This is a genomic window from Flavobacterium sp. OHVDL-2026-0007, assembly GCF_059882335.1.
Map to the genome: position 1 here is coordinate 2,381,684 of NZ_CM187612.1, position 21,851 is coordinate 2,403,534.

A 21,851-nucleotide genomic window follows, 5' to 3' on the forward strand; every position below is an offset into this window, starting at 1 on the left:
AATTATGCCATTTTTTTTATAAAGTATTCATACCTATTTATTAGGCTGAGGCGTCATTCTTAAATACGGTTTTATAGGCGTATGTCCCTTCGGGAATTTTGCAGGGATATCACTATCTGCAATAGCAGGCGCAATCACCACATCTTCTCCATCTTTCCAGTTGGCCGGCGTTGCAACGCTATAATTAGCCGTAAGCTGCAAACTGTCTATAACACGAAGCAACTCATCAAAATTTCTTCCTGTCGAAGCTGGATAGGTTAAGGTTAATTTTATTTTCTTATCGCTTCCAATAATAAAAACCGAACGCACCGTAAACTTATCACTTGCATTAGGATGTATCATATCGTACAAAGTAGCTACCTTTTTATCCTCATCAGCTATGATAGGAAAATTAACGGTTGTATTTTGTGTCTCGTTTATATCTTTGATCCACTCCAAATGCGAGGCTAAACCGTCTACACTTAAAGCAATTACTTTTGCATCTCTTTTCTTAAACTCTGGGTAATAATTCGCTACAGTTCCTAATTCAGTGGTACAAACTGGAGTAAAATCAGCCGGATGTGAAAACAAAACACCCCAAGAATCTCCTAACCACTCATGAAATTTAATGGGTCCTTCTGTGGTTTCTGCTTGAAAATCTGGAGCTATATCGCCTAATCTCAATGTTGACATAATTATGTGTTTTTAGTTTATCTAAAAATAGTCAAAAAAAGGAGAAAGAAAAAGTTCGTTATCACAAAAAAAGTTAAAATTACCCTAGGCTTTTTTCTTCTGAATATTAGGCAAAAAATAAGCAAATACACCAATTAAAGGCAGATACGAACTCAGTGTATAAACATACTCAATACTGGTTTGATCCGCCACATACCCTAAAATAGCAGATCCTAAACCTCCCATTCCAAAAGCAAACCCGAAAAACAAACCTGAAATCATCCCTACTTTACCAGGCTTTAATTCTTGTGCAAAAACCAAGATAGCCGAAAAGGCAGAGGCAATTATAATTCCAATGACCACCGCTAAAATTCCAGTCCAAAACAAGTTGGCGTAAGGTAAAAGCAGTGTAAAGGGTGCCGCTCCTAATATAGAGAACCAAATAATATATTTTCTTCCAAAATGATCTCCTAAAGGTCCTCCAATTAAAGTTCCTGCTGCCACTGAAGCTAGAAAAATGAATAAATAAAACTGAGAATCTTGCACGGACATCGAAAATTTACTGATCAAATAAAAAGTAAAATAGCTCGACATACTGGCCATATAAAAAAACTTCGAAAAGATTAACAACAATAACACCAGTATGGAAATGGTCACCTTTTTATTAGATAGCGGAATCACTTCTTCATCCAATTGTGTTTTTTTAGAGGCCTTCAAACTCATATGATTTTCATACCAAATCGCAATCCTAGACAAAATCAAAATCCCTAAAATTCCAGCAATTACAAACCAAATCACATAGGATTGTCCATTTGGTGCTACCACTAAAGCCACTAATAAGGGACCAATGGCACTTCCTGCGTTTCCTCCCAACTGAAAAATAGATTGTGCTAAACCACGCTTTCCACCTGAACCTAAAAAAGCCACTCTAGAGGCTTCCGGATGAAAGATAGAAGAACCAATACCTACGAACGCCACTGAAACTAAAAGCATCCAGAAAGAACTCGAGATAGACAACAATCCCAGTCCAAAAATGGTAAAAAGCATCGATACCACTAACGAATAAGGTTTTGGCTTTTTATCGGTATAAAACCCAACAAAGGGTTGTAATAAAGAAGCCGTCAGTTGAAAAACAAAAGTGATTAATCCAATTTGAGTAAAACTTAAATTAAAATTTTCTTTTAAAACGGGATAGGTAGAGGGAATTACTGCCTGCATTAAATCATTTAATAAATGTGCAAATGCTATAGAAAATAAGACCGAATAAACCGTTTTTTGAGCTAGGGCACCGCCGTCGATTGTAGCGGTTTGTGTAGATGAATTCATATTGTAATAACAAAATTATACTACAAAACTAACGATAAAATACCAGATGGCTAGGGTTACAAATGAAATTGGGATTCCAAATCCAATCATCATACTACTTAACTTTGGTTTTAAACCATAAGTTGAGGCCAGAATTGCCCCCGTAATCATCGGTGCCATAGCCATTTCGATCACCGTGATCTTGATTGCCTCGCTATGTTGGTTGAAGATAAAAACATACACTATCAAAATAATCAGTGGTGTCACGATAAGCCGGAAGAAAAGCCCAAGTCTCAAAAAGCTCCAGTGTCTACTTTTTCTATCAAAACTGAGTTGCAAACCAACTGAAAACAATGCCAGTGGTGTTACCAAACTCCCTATTTTCAATAAAACCTCTTGCACGTTCAGATCTAAATCATAGCCACAGATATTCAAAGCACAGGCCACCACAAAGGTTAAAAAAGGAGGAAACAACATCACCTTTTTCAAAATACCAAAAGTATTGGCACTTCCCCTAGAATAAAAAGCCGCCACAAAAACACCCAACGTAGAAACCACGACAAAAGTACCTGGTTGATCCACGAGCACTGCTGTTTCTAATCCTTTTTTACCAAATAAAGCTTCCACTATGGGATAACCCAAAAAAGAAGAGTTACTTAATCCCGCCGTTAAAATCAAACAGCCAATCAATTTATTAGACCAACCCCGCTTTTTTCCTAAAAAATGAAAAAACAAAACCGCCAATGCAAAACTGATCCAACCAGCTGCTATGGGAAACAACAGTTCGTTACTCCATTTAATTTTTGGAATGTGGTACAAGGTAATGGCTGGCAAACAAAAATAAATAACAATTTTGTTAATGCTCTTGTATATGTGAGTGGGGAAACGCTTTACGTTTTGCAAAGTCAAACCCAATGCTAAAAAGAAAAAAATCAGTATAAAATTCATGGTATCAGGACTGCAGACAAAAATAAGGTTTAATTTTTAGTTAAAATTATTTTTTATTAGATAAAACCAACTACATTTGTAACATATTTTATTACAGTATGATTTCAGGTAAATTTGCCATAACGACTCACATTCTTACTTTGCTTACTAAATTCCCAAATGATTATTTGTCATCGGAGTTTATCGCAGGAAGTATTAATCTAAATCCTGTTTTGGTTCGAAAAGAAATTGCCAATTTAAAAACACATCATATTGTAGAGAGCAAAGAAGGTAAAAACGGCGGAACAAAACTAGCTATTGATCCTTCAAAAATCAGCTTAAAAGCGATCTTTGAAATGACTTTTGAAAACATCAATTTGGGTTATGCAAAAAATCAGCCCAATCCGGATTGTCCTGTTGGAAAAAAGATCAACCAAAATTTAAGTGCTTTATATGCTGAAATGAATGAAAAATTGAGCTTACAATTGGAAGACATCTCCCTAGAGGATTTTGCCAACCAATTCTAATAGTCTTTTTTTACCCTAAACTGTAACAATTTTTATTACTAATTAAATTTATATTATCATGAAAATCGCCATTATTGGAGCTACAGGATTTGTAGGCTCAGCCATTTTAAACGAATTGACCAACAGAAAACATGAGCTTACAGCTATTGCCAGAAATGTAAAAGACAGCTCTACTATCAACTGGATCGCCACGGACATATTCAATGTTACTGCTTTAGCAGCTGCACTAAAAGGAAATGACATAGTGATCAACGCTTACAATCCTGGATGGACCAATCCTAATATCTACGATGATTTTATCGCGGGATCCAAGGCGATTCAAGAAGCAGTGACACAATCTGGCGTGAGCCGTTTTATTACTATCGGCGGCGGTGGAAGTTTGTTTGTAGCTCCTAATTTACAAGCAGTAGATACCCCAGACTTTCCCAAAGAATATCATGCAGGCGCCACAGCCGCAAGAGATTATCTCAATATTTTAAAAGAAGATAAAAAATTGGATTGGGCCTTTTTTAGCCCCGCTTTTGAAATGCATCCTGGCATCACAACAGGAAGAACCGCTCAATACCGCTTAGGTTTAGAAAATCCTGTTTTTGACGACAACCAAAGAAGTATTTTATCGGTAGAAGATTTGGCCGTAGTTATTGCTGATGAAGCGGAAACACCAAAACACCATCAACTGCGTTTTACCGCAGCCTATTAATGCCACTGCAGACAAACAAAATGATCCAAACAGTTTCTAAGGCCTCCTTGCTTTTGAAACTGTTTTTGTTTTGCTTACTTTTACTTAAAAAAAACAAAGCGTTTGTCTACACCTAAAAAACAACTCAGCAGTTTAAATGAAAAGCCTGGCATTTCACCTCCTGAAATTACCAGTGAAACAGCTATTGAACAAATTCAACGTTTTCGACGAATTCAACCCTCTGTCCAAGAATTGGTATCGGGTATTTTAGCTGGAAACATAACCGCTTTGAGCCGGGCGATCACCCTTATCGAAAGCACCAACCCTACTCATTTTGCAAAAGCAAATGAAGTAATCAACAGCTGCTTAGCCCACGCCAATAAATCCGTAAGAATCGGCATTACAGGAGTTCCTGGTGTTGGAAAAAGTACTTTTATTGAAGCTTTTGGTAAACAACTTACTGCACTAGGAAAAAAACTAGCTGTACTCGCTGTAGACCCAAGCAGCACCTTTTCCCACGGAAGTATACTAGGTGACAAAACAAGAATGGAAGAATTGGTCAAGGATGAAAATGCCTTTATCAGACCAAGTGCTTCAGGGGAGACTCTTGGTGGAGTAGCTCGTAAAACTAGAGAAACCATCATCCTTTGTGAGGCTGCAGGATTTGATACCATCTTAATTGAAACTGTTGGTGTCGGACAAAGTGAAACCGCTGTTCATAGTATGGTTGACTTTTTTCTACTCTTAAAAATAGCAGGCGCGGGTGATGAATTACAAGGTATTAAAAGAGGCATTATGGAAATGGCCGATGCCATTGTCATCAACAAAGCCGATGGAGATAATACAAAAAAAGCAGCACTTGCTAAAACCGAATTTACCAGAGCCCTACATTTATTCCCTGCTAAAAAATCGGGCTGGCAACCTAAGGTAACCACCTGTAGCGCCATTACCCATGAGGGACTTCCTGAAGTCTGGCAAATCCTACTGGATTATTTTCAAATGACACAAGCTAGCCATTATTTTCAAGAAAAAAGACAGGAACAAAACCAGTTTTGGATGATGGAAGCCATCAACGAACACTTAACAACCAATTTCTATAATCATCCCGATATTATTACCGAATTGGAACAAAACAAAAAAGCAGTGCAAAATGATGAAATATCACCTTTTGCAGCTGCTCAATATTTGTTGAATCTCTATTTTAAAAGAAAATAGCTTTATTTTTTAACTAACAAGTTCTGCTCTATATTTATCTCGATAGCAGAACTTATCAAAGTAAAGATTACTTCGTACTTCTTAACTTATACTTATTCTCTTTGTATAAATTACCCGCTGTAATCACATGTGCCAATGCATCTTTGGCTAAATCTTCATTTAGTTTTACCGGAATTAAAGTAGTGTCATTTTTGATTTCAAACTGCAACGGTTTTAAATTCGGTTGCATGATCACCACTTGATTCTCCACTCTAAAAGCATTGATGTCGTTAAACTGCATGATCGATCTACCTTGTACTTTGGCATCCAATTTATTCAAATTTCTACCGACCATTGGCGTTTCAAAAGACAAGCCTAAATAACTTAATAAAGTAGGTGGAATATCAATTTGACTAGCCAATTTATTGTACACAGCTCCTTTTTGAACACCAGGTCCCATAATCAAAGCTGGAATATGAAACTTATTGATCGGTACTAAATTCTTTCCGTATGTTCTAGTATTGTGATCGGCAATAACAATGAAAATAGTATTTTTGAAATAAGCTTCCTTTTTGGCCATTTCAAAAAACTTACCAATCGAGAAATCGGCATATTTCATAGCATTGTTTACCGTAGCTGCTTTCTTATCATAGGGTTTGATTCTTCCCGCAGGATACTCAAACGGCTCGTGATTAGACGTAGAAAACATCAAAGAAAAGAAAGGTTTATCTCCTTTAGCCTTAAAATAACTATTGGCTTTGGTTACCAAATCTTCATCTGAATACCCCCAAGTTCCTTTAAAGGCATATTTTTGCCCATCCGTATCAAAATCTTCTTGATCTACGATGTCTTGAAACCCATTTCCGTTAAAAAAGGACGCCATATTATCAAAATTGGCCATTCCTCCATAAATGAAACTCGTCTCATATCCTTTTCTTTTCAAGGCATCTGCCAAAGTGAAAAATCCTTGTTGGGAGTTCCCTAATTTCACCACACTTTCCGAAGGAGACGGTAAAAAACCAGTCACTACAGCCTCAATCCCTCTAACACTCCTAGTTCCTGTACAATACAAATTGGTGAACAACAAACCTTCTTTTGACAATTTATCAAATTCAGGCGTTAAAGGTTTTCCACCTAAAATGCCAACATATTCTGCTCCCAAACTTTCCTGTAGAAAGATCACCAAATTATATGGCTTCTCTAAAACAGTATCGGCTTTTTGCACATGTAGAAATGGAATTTCAGCATCCGTAAAATCAGTAGGCCCCGCAATCATGTATTTTTTAACACGAGCGATTGCTTCAGCCTCATCCATCTTTCCATACATTTTGGTGTTTCCTTCATTTTTGATTGAATAAGCAGCGAATGCTACCGTATAAAATGAATTCAAGCCCAAACAATTCGTTAATTGATCCGTTGAAAAAACGGCATTACTCGCATTAATTGGTCTTTTTGAAACCAAACTAGAACGTGCTCCGAAAAACAATAGAAAAGCAACTAAAGGAAAAATAATTACTTTAAATTTATAGTCCCCACTGGTGGTATGAAAATATTTTTTTCCTTTTTTGAAAGCAAAATAAACCACTAGTCCAAGAATTAAAAAGGTAACTATAATAGAAGTCAAATAACTCTTTAACAACATACCCACCACTTCCTTGGGATAAATCAGATAATCTAAAAATATCTTATTAGGTCGTGTATCATATTGCTTGACAAAATCTGGAGTAGCCAATTCTACAAAAAGAATAAGAAACAGAAATAAAAAACTATACACCACCAAAAAAGAATTGGTGAACTTAAGCCATTTGCTTGGCAAAAAAGTAATTAAAACGGCTGGCAAAAAGGACAAATAACACAGTAATATTAAATCCATTCGCAATCCGATTGGAAAAATATACCAGAAATTTGGCGTTTCAACAACTCTATCTTTAAACAGGAAAAATAAAAATATTCGACTTAAAGTGGTAATTAGCAATCCAATTGCTATAAAGTTAAAAACAGGTTTTAAAAAACTTAATTTTTTCATTAGAAAGGTTTAGGGCGTCAAAAAAACTTCAAAATAAATTACTCCTCGTAACGTTTTATTTCTCGGTCATAAAATTCATTCGCTAGCACAATTAACCCTTCCATTTCAGCATTTAATTCTGCCTCATCAAGATCTTCCGCTTCTTCCATAAACTCCACCTCATCATCTTTCAAATTGATAATAAACCTTGGGTAATCCAGGTGAATAATGAAGATATCTTCTGGGAAATCAGTATTGTCGCCGAGTAAAAATTTAGGTAATTCCATGTTTGTTTTTGTTTTATTTTGCTAGTAGCTGTCAAGCAGCTTATTTATATTTCCGCATCCCTTACTGATTTCTTAGCAACCTAACGAATCAATAAAATCAACAGCTTATTTTTTAATGTTCCAAATTTAAGAATTTGAAACTGAATTATCGATTAATTTTTTGGTGAGGTAGTGAAAACGAATATATAAAAATATAGCCGCTGCTGTTAATCCGGCTAACAGACCAATCCAAACCCCTGCTGCTTTTAACTCCGTATATTCCGCTAAATAATACGAAATCGGAAAGCCTATAATCCAATACGCTACAAAAGTAATATACATCGGAACTTTCACGTCTTGCAATCCTCGTAAAGCCCCTAAAACAACCACTTGTATCCCATCAGAAATTTGAAAAACGGCTGCTATTAAAAGCAATCTTGAAGCAATCGCAATCACTTCTGTATTGTCCACTAACTGTCCATCATTTTCCATATTCAAGAAGATATGAGGTAAGAAATTATGAAAGGCAACAAATAAAATAGCAAACACAGTTTCTATGATAATGGCCAGCAAAAAGATCGAACGGGCCACCACTATTAAGTTTTTAAAATCATTTAATCCTCTTTGATTACTAACTCTAATCATTGAAGTCACACTTAATCCCATGGCAAACATAAAGGTCATCGAAGCTAAACTCAATGCAATTTGATTGGCAGCCTGACTAGTTTTCCCAATATTACCACAAAGCCAAATCGATGCAGTAAACAACACCACTTCAAAAAGCATTTGCATCGCTGATGGAAATCCGATGCTCATAATTTTTTTAAGGGTTTCTTTTTTTATTTCTTCAAAGCTAAAATTCTGGAAATAGCGCTTCAAATCATTTCTTCTTGAAAGCATAATATGCATGAACATTACTAAAAATATTCTCGAAATTACAGTTCCTAGAGCGGCCCCAATAATACCCATCTTTGGAAAAATCCAGATACCGTAAATCAACACATAGTTGATTCCAACATGGAGCACGTTGGCCATAATCATAGCGTACATCGAATATTTAGTCAATGAAAGTCCATCTGCAAATTGTTTGTACCCCTGATACATGATCAGTGGAATCAACGAAAAAGCAACCCAATCCAAATAAGGTTTGGCCAGTGCAATTACATCCGCTGGTTGTTCAAGCATTTCCATTATGGGTTTAGCCAAAACAATGACCCCAAAAAGCATCAATCCTAAAATAATACACAGAAACAAACCATGATGAAATGCTGAACGGATTTTACCATCATTTTTCTCTGCATCACCCTCGGCAACTATAGGCGTAATAGCAGTGGAAAATCCAATCCCCAATGACATGGCAATAAAGATCATGCTGTTCCCTAATGAAACGGCTGCCAATTCCGTACTTCCTAACTTCCCCACCATTATATTGTCGACTATACCGATTAAGGTATGTCCCACCATACCTAATATTATAGGATACGCTAATCTTAAATTATACGAAAACTCTTTGGTGTACTGCGCTAAATTCACTCTCAATCTTTTTTAGTCGGCAAAGATAATCAGAAGCTTTGGATTCTTTCTTATTATTAAAAATATAAGTAAACATTAGCCCCTAATGTACTAACCCTTATATTATATAACACTTTTGAAGAATTATATAACAAAGCCCTAAAGCCTTGCCTTTATTTTTACACCATTATTAATTCAAAAAAAATTGTTATGAAAAATTCAAGAAACTTAAAAATGTTGTTTATAGCTGCTTTTGCGTTCTTATGTAATACGAACACTTTTGCACAAGACGTTGCTCCATCGGATAAAACTCAAAACGAGATCAAAAATTACGATCAAGGTTTCAGACTAGGATTTGGTTTGAATGGAGGTTTACCAACTGGCAACAAATACGATTGGGCTTTGGGTGGAGATGTACGTCTACAGTATGATCTATCTAAAAGAACTTCACTAACCTTAACCACTGGTTTCACAAATTTATTCGTTGGTAAAGATGCCAAAGATCTTGGATTTATTCCAGCAAAAGCAGGTTTAAAAGCCTTTGTTTGGGACGATCAATTTTATGTATTAGGTGAAGTGGGTGCCGGTTTTGCAGTGACAAATGGTTATAATCAAACTACATTTTTATGGGCTCCAGGAATTGGTTATGCTAACAAATATATCGACATAAGTGTTCGATACGAAGATTACAACAAATTCGATACCAATCAAGTGGCTTTACGTCTGGCTTATGGTTTCAAATTATAAAATAAATTAGGTTAATTTTATTTTTTGTTTTTGGGTATAAACCCGATAGCGCTAGCGCTGTCGGGTTTATTTATTTTATTTTCCTACTGTTGATACCGATCATCCGTTAAGGTCTTCATAAAAGCAATGAGTTGTTTCTTTTCTTTGGCGTTTAAGCCCAATTTATCCGCTGGTAATGTTTGATTAGCAAGATCAAATCCTAAACCAATACCACCACCTTCATTATAAAAGTCTACCACCTCTTCTAAGCTTTTGTAAACACCGTTATGCATATAAGGAGCCGTAAGTTCAATATTGCGTATGGTAGGGGTTTTAAACGAGTACTTATGAAGGTCTGCCTGTGTAGTGACAAACTTACCTAAATCCCCATCCAGTGTTTTGTGTTTATTAGGCACCCCCAATACCTCACTTTCTGATCTGTCAAAATTGGGAGGAACTGTTCCATTGGTAAGCGGGATAAAATGACAGCTTGCACATTTGGCTTTACCCGCAAATAAATTGAATCCAGCCTTTTCCTCTGCTGTAAAGTCGGTCTTATTTTGCATATAGCGATCAAATTTAGCCTCATAATGACTCAAAGACCGAATGTAAGAGGCCAAGGCATTTTTTATCGCAAAGGCATTTATTTCTCCTGTAGGAAAGGCTTCTTTAAACGCTTTCACATATTGCTTGTTTTTTTGAATCGCTAGGGCCGATTTATCCAGAGATCCATGCATTTCATTTTCATTCTTAATCACCGCAATGGCCTGATCTTCGAGATAACTCACTCTCGAATCCGAGAAAAACACGCGCTGAAAAGCAATATTAGTAAGCGTTGGCGTATTGCGTTGAATCAGCGTTTTCCCGTCTAAAGAAACAGCACGTTCCGCTCCATCGGTAAAGGCTTTATCTGCATGATGACAAGAGGCACAAGAGCGCGTATTGTTACCCGATAAAATGGGGTCGTTAAACAGTTTTTTTCCTAAAGCTATTTTTTCAGGAGTCGTTTCATAATCCGGAAAACCCGAAAATGCCTCTGCATCAAAGACATCTTTATCAAAGAGCGTTTGTGCTGTTGGTTTTAATCCTCTGACTTCCTTCATAAAAGGAATCCCTAGTTCACTTTGTGTTTGGTAAAGCCCTTTGCTTAATGGATTGGCAATTTCCCTAATAAAAAAAGCGCGATCAAATGTATTGAAATCAGTATTAGCTTTTAGATACTGCTCCCCTTTCTCTAGAATTCCGAGAACTTCTTTGGCATTGGATACTTTCTCCTTTTGGGTAAAAATTTGATAATATCGCCCTATCGTTTCCATGGACACCAGCGCCTCAGGGAGTGAATTTTGGACAATAGGGGAATCAAAGCCAGTAATTCCTAAAGTAATGATGCGATAAACCTGTAATCGCATAGCGTCAAAAACATGAGCATCAGTCAATTCATTGGTACTAGACACCTTTTCCAAACGGGTTAAATTGGCCGCAAGAACACCTAGATCTTGAACCAATTCTTTTTTACTAGCCCGGTCATATTTAGGAAATAAGGATTCTTCGATAACTTGAAAGCCCTCCGGAGGAACGGTTATTTTATCATTTTCTTCAAACTCGCTTATAGCAGGACCGTTAATCGCCTTAGAAACCGTTGGGGAGTAGTATTCGCTTATCATCTCCACTTTTTTATAGCTTTGATGCGCCTCTAGAAACTGTCGTTGAATTTGCGCCTGCGTCGAATCCGATTGCACCGAATATTTAAGCTTGGCTACTTTTTGAATCAATAAAGTAATATCTTTTTTAAACAATTCATTTACTTCCTGATGTTTGCTTTTTTTCTGACAGCCCACTAAGGCCACCAAAAACAACAAACAATATATTTTTTTCATGATCTAATACCTATTAAGAGTCGAATATTCCATAAAACAGAAGCCACTATCTCAAATAGAAATAGTGGACCACTGTTGTGTAATAATGTATAAATTTATCTCGCTAAACCTTTAATGACAACGATTTGACTTGCTTGTTTTTCATTCGGACGGTTAGTTCCGCCATCAACACCTTTGTATTTATCTCCAGTCCAAGTATGAGGTTGTACACTTAGCATAAAAGTATCTTCGATACCTACTTGATCAGACACATCGATTAAAGCACCGTATTCCCAATCTCCAAATTTAGACAGTCCACCTACATTATACTTAGCGGCATCTGTAGCGGTACGACGGTGATCTAATTCCACTACAACTTTTAAGTCTTTTGTAGCAATATTGTATTGATAGATATAGGCATCGTGAGTTTCATCTCCGTATCCGTTAGCATCTTCTTGAACATAAACATAATTTTTAGTCACACAAATGTTATCTGGATTTTGAAATTTCCCAGCTATACCACTGCGATTATCTCCGTCTAGAACCACTTCTAAAGTACCTTTTAATGGATCTACAGCATCCAGATTTAAGCGGTAAACTCTACCGTATTTTGTTCTTGAAGCATCAGCATTAGTTCCCGTTACATCTTGTCCAGTTGCATTAAAATACAATTCACGATCTGCAGCTCCTCCCCCTTTTCTATAGTCCAAATCCTCTACTCTACCAAATTTAATTGCCTTTAGCGTATTTACTGAAGCATTGATTTGAGCACCAGTAAGGGTTGTATGTTTGTCAATTTTAACAAAAGAAACAGGATAAGATTTACTCACTTCCATGTCTTTCTCTCTTTGGTTATCATCATTTCTTTTCAACATATACAAAGAACCACCTGTTAAATCACCAACGGTATTGGATACATACATAAAAACTTGACCTCCGTAAGTTCCAGAGTCATCATCTCCAATTACCACTACTGTTTTTCCTTTGTAGGCAGAAGAGCGTAAAGGCAAAGCGTTCTCTGCACTTAAACGACCAAATCCTGCAATTTCCTTAGATACAGATGCAGAACCAGCACTTCCGAATGGATCCAATGCATGTGTACGAGATTCTTCTCCTGATTCACCACAAGTCAAATAAACAGGTCCAAAACCATGCTCCTCTTGTGTCGCCATTGTTGCTCCACATAATCTCCAAGTTCCTCCACTAGAGTTTAACAAATACTCTCCTTTAGTAGGTTTAAAAGTTTTGTCTAACGTAATTCTAGAAACGGCAAAATTATCTTCGTTGTTTACTAAAAAAGTAAACGTTCCATCGCTATTTTTTAACAAACCTGAACCATCCGCAGAACCACCAAAAACATAATTTGGACTCTCAGGAAAAACATCATCCGAACCAAAAAGAGAATAAATCTTCAAGTTTTCAAAACCTGTTTTCGCTTTTAATAAACTTGGCGTTACTGATTGGTCTTTTAATACAACTGCCGTTGTTTCTTCTTGATCTTTAACGTCGTTATTACACGATGTCATCAATGAGCCTAGAACAATTAGGGGCAAAATAATTCTTTTCATTTTAATTTAAGTTGGTTTATATTTTTTGACAAAGTAACCCCTTACACTTTAACTAAAAATGATTGCAGTATTATTAAAAAATCAATAGAACATCCCCAACAGCTTTTTAAACCCTTAAAAAATTAACATTAAATTAGTAATACAAGACATTCATAAACTTACAATAACATGCAGCCAAAAAAAAAGAGTCTTATGGTTAAGACTCTTTTTCTAATTGCTGTTTGTATACTTTAATATTATCCTTGATATTCTGTTCCAATTCGGGCTCTTTAATGTCGCTATGCTTCTGCATTACTTCCCAGATGATTCTAGCCACTATAAAACGTGCTAGTTCTTTATCATCAGCAGGAACGACATACCATGGAGCTGCTGTAGTAGAGGTTTTATTGATCGCTTCTTCATAATATTGTTGATATTCATCCCAATGTTCACGCTCCTTTAAATCACCCTCCGAGAATTTCCAATTGTGTTTTTCTTCATCTAAGCGGCGCAATAACCGTTTGCGCTGCTCCTCTTTACTCAAATGCAAATAAAATTTCAACACTATAGTCCCATTTTGGGTAATGTGCTTCTCAAAATTATTAATTTGCTCAATTCTCTTGTCCCAAAAATCTTCTGGAATGTCCTCCACTTTTTCAATTCCTGGTAAATTCTCATTGAGTATAAATTCCGGATGTACACGAGTAACCAAAACATTCTCATAATGGGTTCTATTAAAAATAGCATATTTCCCCTTTTCTGGTAGGGCGAGATAATGTCTCCACAAATAATCGTGTTCCAGCTCTGTCGAATTTGGTGTTTTAAAACTGTGAACCACCATTCCTCGTGGATTAAACTCCTTAAAAACCTCTCGAATCAAACTGTCTTTGCCCGAAGTATCCATTCCTTGTAAACAAATCAAAACACCATACCGATTATGGGCATACATCACATCTTGTAGTTTGCTTAATTTGGCCTGAACCTTATCGAGTTTTACCTCTTTTTCCTTCTCTGTAGCCTCTATATCCAATAGGGTTGGGATTTTTGATAACTTTATATTATCGACAACTTTAAATTTTTTTGGATCAATTGAATTCATATCAACAAAGTTTTTTAATTAGTCCTCCTATTTATACTTCCTTTTACGAATCGATTGTATTTCCACAAACCTCTAGTTTTGGCTAATTTGATGAAGATCCATTTTTTCGTAATAGTAAATATACTATTTTTACCAAGCACATGCTGACTATTGATTACAATACTTTTTTTGCTTTTTCTCACCAAGAAACAAGTTCTTCGAACTTTATATCAAGAGAAATTTGTAAGATATAATCAGCGCTAGACTATGGGCTTCAAAACACTACTTATGGAAAAATTTACATTAGAAATATTATTTCAAATCATTGGCATCGGTTCGGCATCTGGATTATTTCTCAATAATGACTCGCTATACATCATTGGAGACAATAGTGGATTTTTATACGAATACAGTATGCAAAACCAGCAATTAAATCAGCATGCTTTAATAGATAATCCAGCGCAAAACATCGCCAAAAATCTAAAACCTGATTTTGAATCCCTAACGCATCACAACGATACTTTATATGTCTTCGGCTCTGGCTCTACCCAAAACCGAAACAGGATGATTGCCTTCGATCTCAAAAGTAAAACCATTCTACAAAAAAACAATTTAGTGGATTTATACGCTGTCATGCAAAATTTCGGCTCCATAAAACCCGAAGATTTTAATCTAGAAGGTGCTATTTTCGATGGAGACAATTGGTATTTATTTAATCGCGGCAACGGGATGTCAAACAAAAACACCATTTTCACTCTTCATGCCAAAAACTTGGGTGAGGAATTTGCACTAGTAGCCACCAATTACAAACTACCTAAAATAAAAGGGATTCGTTCCAGTTTTACCGATGCCATTCTAGTAGAGGATAAAATCTATTTTCTTTCTACTACCGAAGACACCAAATCAACTTACGATGATGGGGACATATTAGGGAGCTTTATTGGCAGAATCGATCTTAAAACAATGAAGATCGATTATACGCAAAAAATTACTTCCACCAATAAATTTGAAGGTTTGACATTCTATAAAAAATCACAGGAAAACATAGAGTTCTTGCTATGTGAGGATAACGATACCGAACTTTTAGAAACCAAGATTTTCAAATTAAGCTTACCTCTTAAATAGAAATAGACTGCCCACAGTATTCCTAACAGGAACTAGCCTTGGTTGTACAGTGGGCTCAGTGCCTCATCCCCCTTTGTCAAAATACAAAGTAACTTGCTGTTTAATGATCCTAGAACCTCTATAACCGTATAGGCATTAGAATTAAAAAAGAGATTCATCATAATCCTGACAATTGTTCTTTTATTTTGATTTAACGTCAGAATCTCACACTATTATTAACACCTATTTTATTACATTTGGTTTCCTTTTGAAAATCCTTCGAAAGAAAACCAAATCAATAATTACACTCAAAATAAAATTACATGAACCCTATTTTAAATCAGAATCTATTTCTTGTAAAAGAACACGTTGGCATGTTTAAAGCCGCTAATAACTATGACATTTATAACCCTGAAAGCAATCAGTTAACCATGAATTGTCGCGAGAACAATCTGGGCTTTTTCACTAAAGTTATGCGTTTCACGGACTATAAAAGAATGACTCCTTTTAATGTTGAAATTGCAACAGCAACAGGTGAGAAAATTATATCCGTAAAACGTGGTGTTGCCATATTTCGCTCCACGGTTGAAGTTTTCGATGATAAAGAACGTCTAGTAGGGACCTTTAAACAAAAATTCTGGTCTTTTGGAGGGAAATTTGAAATTCTGGACAAAAATGAAAAACCAGTTTGTACCCTGCAGGGAAAATGGACCGGCTGGGATTTTAAATTCTCACATGAAAACAAGCAATTGGCACAAGTAAGTAAAAAATGGGCTGGAGCCGGAAAAGAATTCTTTACCAGCGCTGACAATTATATACTAAAAATCGAGGAAACAGTGGCGCCAGACAGTCCGCAAAGACAACTAATTCTTGCAGCCGTTATGTGTATCGATATGGTTTTAAAAGAATAACTAAGTTGTTAAAGTTAAATTAAGAAACCTTTAAAAGCATCATTTTGGTTAACAAAAGCAGTATTTTTGTAAGACTTATAATGATGCTTTTTTTTGCATTCTCATATCTAAACCATGACAGACTTAAAAAATAAAAATACCTTAATTACAGGTGCTGGGAAAGGAATTGGAAAAGCAATTGCCCTTGCTTTAGCCAAAGAAGGTGTAAACGTAATTTTAGTTTCAAGAACGCAATCAGATGTAGACCAATTAGCTATAGAAACAGCTAAGTTAGGCGTACAGTCACTAGCTTTAGCTGCTGACGTATCTGATATCAACGCCATCAATAATGCGGTTGAAAAAGCACTAACTGAATTTAAAAGTATTGACATCTTAATCAACAGTGCTGGAATTGCTTCTTTTGGGAAATTTCTAGAATTAGAACCAACAGTTTGGGAAAAAATTATTCAGGTAAATTTAATGGGAACGTATTATGCTACTCGTGCCGTTATACCCAATATGATCGAAAGACAAAGTGGAGATATCATCAACATTTCATCAACAGCTGGATTAAACGGAAATGCCTTGACAAGTGCCTATAGTGCTTCAAAATTTGCTGTATTGGGATTAACCGATTCCTTAATGCAGGAAATGAGAAAACACAACATTCGCGTTACAGCCCTAACACCTAGTACCGTAGCCACAGAAATGGCAAAAGACTTGAACTTAACCGATGGTAACCCTGAAAAAGTAATGCAATCTGAAGATATCGCAGAACTGGTTATTGCCCAACTAAAATTAAATCGCAGAGTTTTTATCAAAAACAGCAGTATCTGGTCGACAAATCCTTAATCAAATCATAATGGAACAATACTTAAGACAATTAATTGCCATAGAATTTAGCGACAAGAAAGAAATTTTTACTGGATTTCTTATTGATTATTCTGACGACTGGATTTTACTAAAAAACAATCCCGCTGACTATCTAATTGATGGCTTTGTGATTCTGAAAAACAAAAACATAGAAGCAGTACATAGGGACCAAGATCTTGCATTCACAGAAAAAGTCATCCGTTTAAAAGGCTTAAAAACAAATGCAGACGACATTATCCCTATTAGAGATTTGGCTTCTATTGTTAATTATATCACTTCAAAATATGGTATTTTTCAAATTGCAAAAAAATCAGCTAAGTCTGCCTATTTAGGAAAATTGCTAACCTTAACAGCAGATGAACTTACCATTGACTTTTTAGACATCAAAGGTCAGTTTGGAGGCGAATTGAGTTTCAATCCTGAAAAAATAAGAGTGATTGAATTTGATACCGATTACATCAATTCGTTGAAATTGGTAGTGGAGGAAAATCAAAAAAAATAAGCATACTTTATAAAATCAAGAACGCCCTTCAACTGAAGGGCGTTCTTGATTTTCAACATCATTCTTTAGCAAAATAAACTGCTATCCTTATGCTTGCGCTAAGTTATTTATGAACTCTAAACGAACACTTCCGTCTTCGTCAATTTTAGTTAAATTAATTTCTTGTAATGTATTGACTAATTCAGGATTCCAAGGTGTTTTAACCTTAACGTAATTTTCCGTAAAACCGTGAATGTAGCCTTCTTTATTTTCACTTTCAAATAACACTGTTCTATTTGTTCCTAATTGGCCTTCGTAAAAAGCACGACGTTTCTTAACCGATAATCCGCGTAGCATTTTACTGCGTTTTGCTCTTACATTTGCCGCTACAATTCCGGGCATGTTGGCCGCTTCGGTATTGTCTCTTTCAGAATAAGTGAAAACGTGCAAATACGAAATATCCATTTCATTTAGAAAATGATAGGTTTCTAAAAAATGCTCATCCGTTTCACCAGGAAAACCTACAATAACATCAACACCTATACAAGCATGTGGCATCACTTCACGTATCTTATTGACACGTTCTGTATATACTTCACGTAAGTAACGACGCTTCATTAACTTCAAAATATCATTGCTTCCTGATTGCAAAGGAATATGAAAATGAGGCACAAAAGTGCGACTTTTAGACACAAACTCTATGGTCTCATTTTTTAATAAATTAGGTTCAATAGAAGAGATACGCAAACGTTCAATTCCTTCTACTTGATCTAAAGCCTGAACTAAATCTAAAAAAGTATGTTCGTGTTTTTTGTTTCCAAATTCTCCTTTACCATAATCCCCAATATTCACTCCCGTCAAAACAATTTCTTTGATATTTTGAGCTGAAATTTCTTTCGCATTTTGCAATACATTTTCCAATGCATCACTTCTAGAAATCCCCCTTGCCAACGGAATGGTACAGTAGGTGCATTTATAATCGCAACCGTCTTGAACTTTCAAAAAAGCACGAGTTCGATCACCAATGGAATAACTCCCTACGTAAAAATCTGCTTCAGCAATTTCGCATGAGTGTACCTCACCCATGTCATTTTTGCTTAAATCATTAATATAGTCGGTAATTTTAAATTTTTCTGTAGCACCCAAAACCAGATCAACTCCATCCACTGCAGCCAATTCTTCAGGTTTCAATTGCGCATAACAACCTACTGCAGCAACAAAGGCCTTATTGTTCAGTTTCATTGCTTTCTTAACCACCTGCTTAAATTGTTTATCAGCATTCTCCGTAACAGAACAGGTATTGATAACATAAATATCAGCTACTTCTTCAAAATCAACACGATCAAAACCTTCATCGGTAAAATTTCGTGCGATTGTAGAAGTTTCCGAAAAATTCAATTTGCAACCAAGCGTATAAAAAGCAACTTTTTTTCTATTTTCCATGAGAATAAACTACGTTTTAGAGTAGTCAGATATTATATTTACATCCCTTTTAAAGAGTTTGCAAATTTACGTACAATATTCTTTAAAATAAAATCAATAATAATCTATATATCAACATTTTGCAACAAATCCCTATTTAAGCCCCATCATAAAAATCAATAAAGCCCCCTTTAAAGCCCGTTACTTTATTTTCACTCTAGTGATTAGTAGTCTTATTCGATAAGAATAAAATGACAAAGCATCGACAAAAAGCAAATAAAATCGATAAAATACGTTTTATCGCTACTTAAAATCAATTTTTCTTACATTTATATTGGTTTGAATCTTTTAAAGAAGTAAATTCACACTCCAAAAAAAATCACTAAGACAAATTCCTATAAAGACGAAATAAACCGAGCAATTTTCAATTCTTATTGTGCTGTTTTTTTGTTCTTATAAAACCAAATGGGTAAGCCGAAAACCATAAAGAGTAGGCAACAATTTAAAATTACTAACTTATATGAAAGCATTTTTACCCACAATCTGCTTGATGTTCTTCACTCTTTTCAATTCACAAGCACAAACAAGTGCTTCTACTACTAATGCATTTCCCTCTATTAGTACTTTAACGAGTTGGGCGAGTTTGAACTCTCAAACAAAATTTGACATTGCTGTTCGCGCCGTTGGTTTCAAGTTTGAAGTTAAAGAGCCAAGTGAAGGTTCTACAGCCTATACGTACATCCGTAAAGTAATGGTAAACGAAATAAACTACACCGATAGAATTGTATACAGAATAGCCAATAATAACTCCGCTAGTATCATTTCATTAGTAACGGCCTCTACTGATTTAATGAGTCTTTACACACCGCAATTATCTACATTTAAAAACAACAACTGCAAAACGGAAATGTCTAAAGACAAAAACACGACTTGTACTTGTTATGAAAGTGAAAATTTTGCTATCGATCTTTGTGACGAACGCGTAAAACTTACTATGGGTGATGGGAATAAATATTTTGTTTCTGTAGCTAAAAAATAATTAAAATCTTCAACGATTTTAAATCACGAGCTGTTTTCCAAATCTTTGCAAACTCACCAATACCAGTTTACGAAGATTTGGGGCACATTTCTTACGATTCCCTATAGGTTAGGGTTTTTCAACTCGTACCAGACTTCTGATTCTCCTTCATATTCAAAAGAATTCACATAGCTCAGTCCAAGCTTTTCAAGAATTTTTCGTGAGTTTTTATTCCCTTGATCTGCATAAGCATAAAGAGCATCCACTTTCATTACACTAAAAGCATACTCTACAAAAGCTTTTCCTGCTTCTGTCGCATAACCTTTACCCCAATGTTTTTCAATCAAACGATAACCAATTTCATAAAAATTTTTATGATTATTGATCTCATGGGTGATCATTTTTATACCAGACCAACCAATAAACTCATTGGTTTCTTTTAGAATCACAGCCCAGCGACCTGTTCCGAAATCTTGGTATTGTTGCTGCACAAATTCGATATAGGCTCGACTTTGGTCAATATGCGTAATGGGTTTGTTCCCTACATAGATATGCACACTGGGATTAGATTCCAATTCAAACATCCCATCTACATCGGAAAGAAGAAATTTTCTTAATAATAAACGATCTGTTTCAATTGCCTCTTGCATGAAATTTAATTTAAAATATAGCGCTGTACTACCTCAGCCACTCCATTATCATTATTTGAAGCTACGATAACATCAGCGCGATCACGTAATTCAGGAGTAACATTATCAACCCAAACTCCCAAACCTGCATATTCAATCATGGTCAAATCATTCCCTGCATTTCCTACAGCAATAATTTCACTTTGAAGAATATTGAGTTTTTGAGCTAAACGTTTTAAACTTGCTGCTTTATCGATTCCTTCTTGAGCCGCTTCTAAGAAAAATGGCTTAGACATCGCTACACTCAAATGTGGCATTGCCTCTTTTAAGTCATCCTCTACTTCTCTTAAATAAGAAGGTTCAGCCAATAGAATACATTTCACAGCAGGCTTGCAAACAGCCTCTTTAAAACTAGCTACTTTGCGATGCGGCAAACCGGTAATTTCTTTTTCAATTTCTATATATTCTGAGTCCGTTTCACTCACAATTTCACCATCAAGATAGGTGATAATATGTGTTTTCATTTTGACACTATAGTCATACAATTCATGTATTTGATTTTGAGTCAAAGTTTGCTCAAACAAAACAACATCGTCTTTAACACTACTAATTATTGCACCATTAAAAGAAATAATAAAAGAATTATTCAAATCTAACTCCAACTCTTTAGCATAAGGGGTCATCGCAGAAGTTGGCCTACCAGAAGCCAAAACCACATAAACTCCCTTTGCCTGAGCTTCCAGTAGTACTTTTTTATTTAGGGCAGAAATTTTATGATCATCTGTCAACAAGGTATCATCCATGTCGAGCACTAGCATCTTGTATTGCATATTCTATTTAAGTTTTCATTCGCAGTCTCAATTTTCAGTTATTACTCTCCTTGAGACTGTAAATGGAGACTATTTATTGGTTATCATTAAATACTCATTCTGAAATCCTCAATCACCGGATTGGCTTTGGCAAAATCAGTTTCCTGAATAAATATCTCAACAGCTAAATCTGTTCTAGGGAAACCTCCTAAACGAGAAGATTGAATATTGTCTTTTTTTACAGTTTCTACACCTGCAGCTTCTAACTTAGCTTGCAAAGCAATCGCTAAAATTTCACTTCCTGAATACACTTTCATTAATCCCATAACCTATTCTTTTAAATTATTATTCT

General features: G+C 35.6%; 22 protein-coding genes. 9 read left to right on the top strand and 13 right to left on the bottom strand.

Annotation, left to right across the window (positions count from 1 at the left end):
• Positions 1–33: 33 nt before the first annotated feature.
• From AC51AA_RS09265 to AC51AA_RS09275, 3 genes are all read right to left on the bottom strand, one after another.
• On the bottom strand, positions 34–672 hold the full coding sequence (locus tag AC51AA_RS09265) for a peroxiredoxin (protein WP_500701834.1): 639 nt from the start codon (positions 670–672) through the stop codon (positions 34–36).
• A gap of 84 nt (positions 673–756) precedes the next feature.
• Complete coding sequence (locus AC51AA_RS09270; protein WP_500701835.1) at positions 757–1,977, bottom strand: MFS transporter; 1,221 nt, start codon at positions 1,975–1,977, stop codon at positions 757–759.
• A 15-nt stretch (positions 1,978–1,992) separates the two neighbouring features.
• A complete protein-coding gene (locus AC51AA_RS09275) occupies positions 1,993–2,904 on the bottom strand; it encodes an AEC family transporter (RefSeq protein ID WP_500701836.1) in 912 nt (303 codons plus the stop codon).
• Between the two features lie 98 nt (positions 2,905–3,002).
• On the opposite strand from AC51AA_RS09275, the gene AC51AA_RS09280 reads away from it, so the two are divergent.
• From AC51AA_RS09280 to meaB, 3 genes are all read left to right on the top strand, one after another.
• Entirely contained in the window at positions 3,003–3,410 is a 408-nt protein-coding gene (locus AC51AA_RS09280) for an Rrf2 family transcriptional regulator (protein WP_500701837.1), read from the top strand.
• A gap of 58 nt (positions 3,411–3,468) precedes the next feature.
• Positions 3,469–4,110 (top strand): NAD(P)-dependent oxidoreductase, encoded by a 642-nt coding sequence (locus AC51AA_RS09285; RefSeq protein ID WP_500701838.1) that lies wholly within the window; start codon positions 3,469–3,471, stop codon positions 4,108–4,110.
• Between the two features lie 102 nt (positions 4,111–4,212).
• Positions 4,213–5,304: a methylmalonyl Co-A mutase-associated GTPase MeaB gene (gene meaB / locus AC51AA_RS09290; protein WP_500701839.1), complete on the top strand. Its 1,092-nt coding sequence runs from the start codon at positions 4,213–4,215 to the stop codon at positions 5,302–5,304.
• Between the two features lie 67 nt (positions 5,305–5,371).
• Here the strand turns inward: meaB and AC51AA_RS09295 are convergent, their stop codons facing one another.
• The 3 genes from AC51AA_RS09295 to AC51AA_RS09305 form a co-directional block, all read right to left on the bottom strand.
• Complete coding sequence (locus AC51AA_RS09295) at positions 5,372–7,309, bottom strand: LTA synthase family protein (protein ID WP_500701840.1); 1,938 nt, start codon at positions 7,307–7,309, stop codon at positions 5,372–5,374.
• A 38-nt stretch (positions 7,310–7,347) separates the two neighbouring features.
• Positions 7,348–7,575 (bottom strand): DUF8828 family protein, encoded by a 228-nt coding sequence (locus AC51AA_RS09300; RefSeq protein WP_035620235.1) that lies wholly within the window; start codon positions 7,573–7,575, stop codon positions 7,348–7,350.
• 126 nt (positions 7,576–7,701) lie between these two features.
• Positions 7,702–9,087 (bottom strand): MATE family efflux transporter, encoded by a 1,386-nt coding sequence (locus tag AC51AA_RS09305; protein ID WP_500701841.1) that lies wholly within the window; start codon positions 9,085–9,087, stop codon positions 7,702–7,704.
• 189 nt (positions 9,088–9,276) lie between these two features.
• Here AC51AA_RS09305 and AC51AA_RS09310 point away from each other — a divergent pair, with 189 nt between their 5' ends.
• Positions 9,277–9,813: a hypothetical protein gene (locus AC51AA_RS09310; protein ID WP_500701842.1), complete on the top strand. Its 537-nt coding sequence runs from the start codon at positions 9,277–9,279 to the stop codon at positions 9,811–9,813.
• Between the two features lie 83 nt (positions 9,814–9,896).
• Here the strand turns inward: AC51AA_RS09310 and AC51AA_RS09315 are convergent, their stop codons facing one another.
• From AC51AA_RS09315 to AC51AA_RS09325, 3 genes are all read right to left on the bottom strand, one after another.
• A complete protein-coding gene (locus AC51AA_RS09315; protein WP_500701843.1) occupies positions 9,897–11,669 on the bottom strand; it encodes a cytochrome c peroxidase in 1,773 nt (590 codons plus the stop codon).
• Between the two features lie 95 nt (positions 11,670–11,764).
• Positions 11,765–13,216 carry a PhoX family protein gene (locus tag AC51AA_RS09320; protein WP_500701844.1) on the bottom strand — a complete coding sequence of 484 codons (1,452 nt, stop codon included), beginning with the start codon at positions 13,214–13,216 and terminating at the stop codon, positions 11,765–11,767.
• 196 nt (positions 13,217–13,412) lie between these two features.
• A complete protein-coding gene (locus AC51AA_RS09325; protein WP_500701845.1) occupies positions 13,413–14,294 on the bottom strand; it encodes a PPK2 family polyphosphate kinase in 882 nt (293 codons plus the stop codon).
• A 267-nt stretch (positions 14,295–14,561) separates the two neighbouring features.
• On the opposite strand from AC51AA_RS09325, the gene AC51AA_RS09330 reads away from it, so the two are divergent.
• From AC51AA_RS09330 to AC51AA_RS09345, 4 genes are all read left to right on the top strand, one after another.
• Complete coding sequence (locus tag AC51AA_RS09330; RefSeq protein ID WP_500701846.1) at positions 14,562–15,398, top strand: DUF6929 family protein; 837 nt, start codon at positions 14,562–14,564, stop codon at positions 15,396–15,398.
• A 302-nt stretch (positions 15,399–15,700) separates the two neighbouring features.
• Positions 15,701–16,288 (top strand): LURP-one-related family protein, encoded by a 588-nt coding sequence (locus AC51AA_RS09335; protein ID WP_500701847.1) that lies wholly within the window; start codon positions 15,701–15,703, stop codon positions 16,286–16,288.
• Between the two features lie 114 nt (positions 16,289–16,402).
• Complete coding sequence (locus AC51AA_RS09340; RefSeq protein ID WP_500701848.1) at positions 16,403–17,119, top strand: 3-ketoacyl-ACP reductase; 717 nt, start codon at positions 16,403–16,405, stop codon at positions 17,117–17,119.
• Between the two features lie 10 nt (positions 17,120–17,129).
• Positions 17,130–17,642 carry a hypothetical protein gene (locus AC51AA_RS09345; protein WP_500701849.1) on the top strand — a complete coding sequence of 171 codons (513 nt, stop codon included), beginning with the start codon at positions 17,130–17,132 and terminating at the stop codon, positions 17,640–17,642.
• Between the two features lie 87 nt (positions 17,643–17,729).
• On the opposite strand, the gene mtaB is transcribed toward AC51AA_RS09345, so the two are convergent.
• On the bottom strand, positions 17,730–19,064 hold the full coding sequence (gene mtaB / locus AC51AA_RS09350) for a tRNA (N(6)-L-threonylcarbamoyladenosine(37)-C(2))-methylthiotransferase MtaB (protein ID WP_500701850.1): 1,335 nt from the start codon (positions 19,062–19,064) through the stop codon (positions 17,730–17,732).
• Between the two features lie 499 nt (positions 19,065–19,563).
• Between mtaB and AC51AA_RS09355 the strand changes: the two genes are divergently transcribed.
• Complete coding sequence (locus AC51AA_RS09355) at positions 19,564–20,082, top strand: hypothetical protein (protein ID WP_500701851.1); 519 nt, start codon at positions 19,564–19,566, stop codon at positions 20,080–20,082.
• A 101-nt stretch (positions 20,083–20,183) separates the two neighbouring features.
• Here the strand turns inward: AC51AA_RS09355 and AC51AA_RS09360 are convergent, their stop codons facing one another.
• The 3 genes from AC51AA_RS09360 to AC51AA_RS09370 all read right to left on the bottom strand — a co-directional run bounded on the left by AC51AA_RS09360 (position 20,184) and on the right by AC51AA_RS09370 (position 21,825).
• Positions 20,184–20,711 carry a GNAT family N-acetyltransferase gene (locus AC51AA_RS09360; protein WP_500701852.1) on the bottom strand — a complete coding sequence of 176 codons (528 nt, stop codon included), beginning with the start codon at positions 20,709–20,711 and terminating at the stop codon, positions 20,184–20,186.
• Positions 20,712–20,716: 5 nt separating this feature from the next.
• Positions 20,717–21,520: a Cof-type HAD-IIB family hydrolase gene (locus AC51AA_RS09365; protein ID WP_500701853.1), complete on the bottom strand. Its 804-nt coding sequence runs from the start codon at positions 21,518–21,520 to the stop codon at positions 20,717–20,719.
• 86 nt (positions 21,521–21,606) lie between these two features.
• Entirely contained in the window at positions 21,607–21,825 is a 219-nt protein-coding gene (locus AC51AA_RS09370) for a putative signal transducing protein (protein ID WP_500701854.1), read from the bottom strand.
• Positions 21,826–21,851 lie beyond the last annotated feature (26 nt).

Coding starts and splice junctions, on each gene's coding strand:
- AC51AA_RS09275 (WP_500701836.1), bottom strand. CDS start 2,904: ATGAATTTTATACTGATTTTTTTCTTTTTAGCATTGGGTTTGACTTTG.
- AC51AA_RS09360 (WP_500701852.1), bottom strand. CDS start 20,711: ATGCAAGAGGCAATTGAAACAGATCGTTTATTATTAAGAAAATTTCTT.
- AC51AA_RS09335 (WP_500701847.1), top strand. CDS start 15,701: ATGAACCCTATTTTAAATCAGAATCTATTTCTTGTAAAAGAACACGTT.
- AC51AA_RS09320 (WP_500701844.1), bottom strand. CDS start 13,216: ATGAAAAGAATTATTTTGCCCCTAATTGTTCTAGGCTCATTGATGACA.
- mtaB (WP_500701850.1), bottom strand. CDS start 19,064: ATGGAAAATAGAAAAAAAGTTGCTTTTTATACGCTTGGTTGCAAATTG.
- AC51AA_RS09280 (WP_500701837.1), top strand. CDS start 3,003: ATGATTTCAGGTAAATTTGCCATAACGACTCACATTCTTACTTTGCTT.
- AC51AA_RS09370 (WP_500701854.1), bottom strand. CDS start 21,825: ATGGGATTAATGAAAGTGTATTCAGGAAGTGAAATTTTAGCGATTGCT.
- AC51AA_RS09315 (WP_500701843.1), bottom strand. CDS start 11,669: ATGAAAAAAATATATTGTTTGTTGTTTTTGGTGGCCTTAGTGGGCTGT.
- AC51AA_RS09265 (WP_500701834.1), bottom strand. CDS start 672: ATGTCAACATTGAGATTAGGCGATATAGCTCCAGATTTTCAAGCAGAA.
- AC51AA_RS09325 (WP_500701845.1), bottom strand. CDS start 14,294: ATGAATTCAATTGATCCAAAAAAATTTAAAGTTGTCGATAATATAAAG.
- AC51AA_RS09330 (WP_500701846.1), top strand. CDS start 14,562: ATGGAAAAATTTACATTAGAAATATTATTTCAAATCATTGGCATCGGT.
- AC51AA_RS09310 (WP_500701842.1), top strand. CDS start 9,277: ATGAAAAATTCAAGAAACTTAAAAATGTTGTTTATAGCTGCTTTTGCG.
- AC51AA_RS09270 (WP_500701835.1), bottom strand. CDS start 1,977: ATGAATTCATCTACACAAACCGCTACAATCGACGGCGGTGCCCTAGCT.
- AC51AA_RS09340 (WP_500701848.1), top strand. CDS start 16,403: ATGACAGACTTAAAAAATAAAAATACCTTAATTACAGGTGCTGGGAAA.
- AC51AA_RS09300 (WP_035620235.1), bottom strand. CDS start 7,575: ATGGAATTACCTAAATTTTTACTCGGCGACAATACTGATTTCCCAGAA.
- AC51AA_RS09295 (WP_500701840.1), bottom strand. CDS start 7,309: ATGAAAAAATTAAGTTTTTTAAAACCTGTTTTTAACTTTATAGCAATT.
- AC51AA_RS09355 (WP_500701851.1), top strand. CDS start 19,564: ATGAAAGCATTTTTACCCACAATCTGCTTGATGTTCTTCACTCTTTTC.
- AC51AA_RS09285 (WP_500701838.1), top strand. CDS start 3,469: ATGAAAATCGCCATTATTGGAGCTACAGGATTTGTAGGCTCAGCCATT.
- AC51AA_RS09345 (WP_500701849.1), top strand. CDS start 17,130: ATGGAACAATACTTAAGACAATTAATTGCCATAGAATTTAGCGACAAG.
- AC51AA_RS09365 (WP_500701853.1), bottom strand. CDS start 21,520: ATGCAATACAAGATGCTAGTGCTCGACATGGATGATACCTTGTTGACA.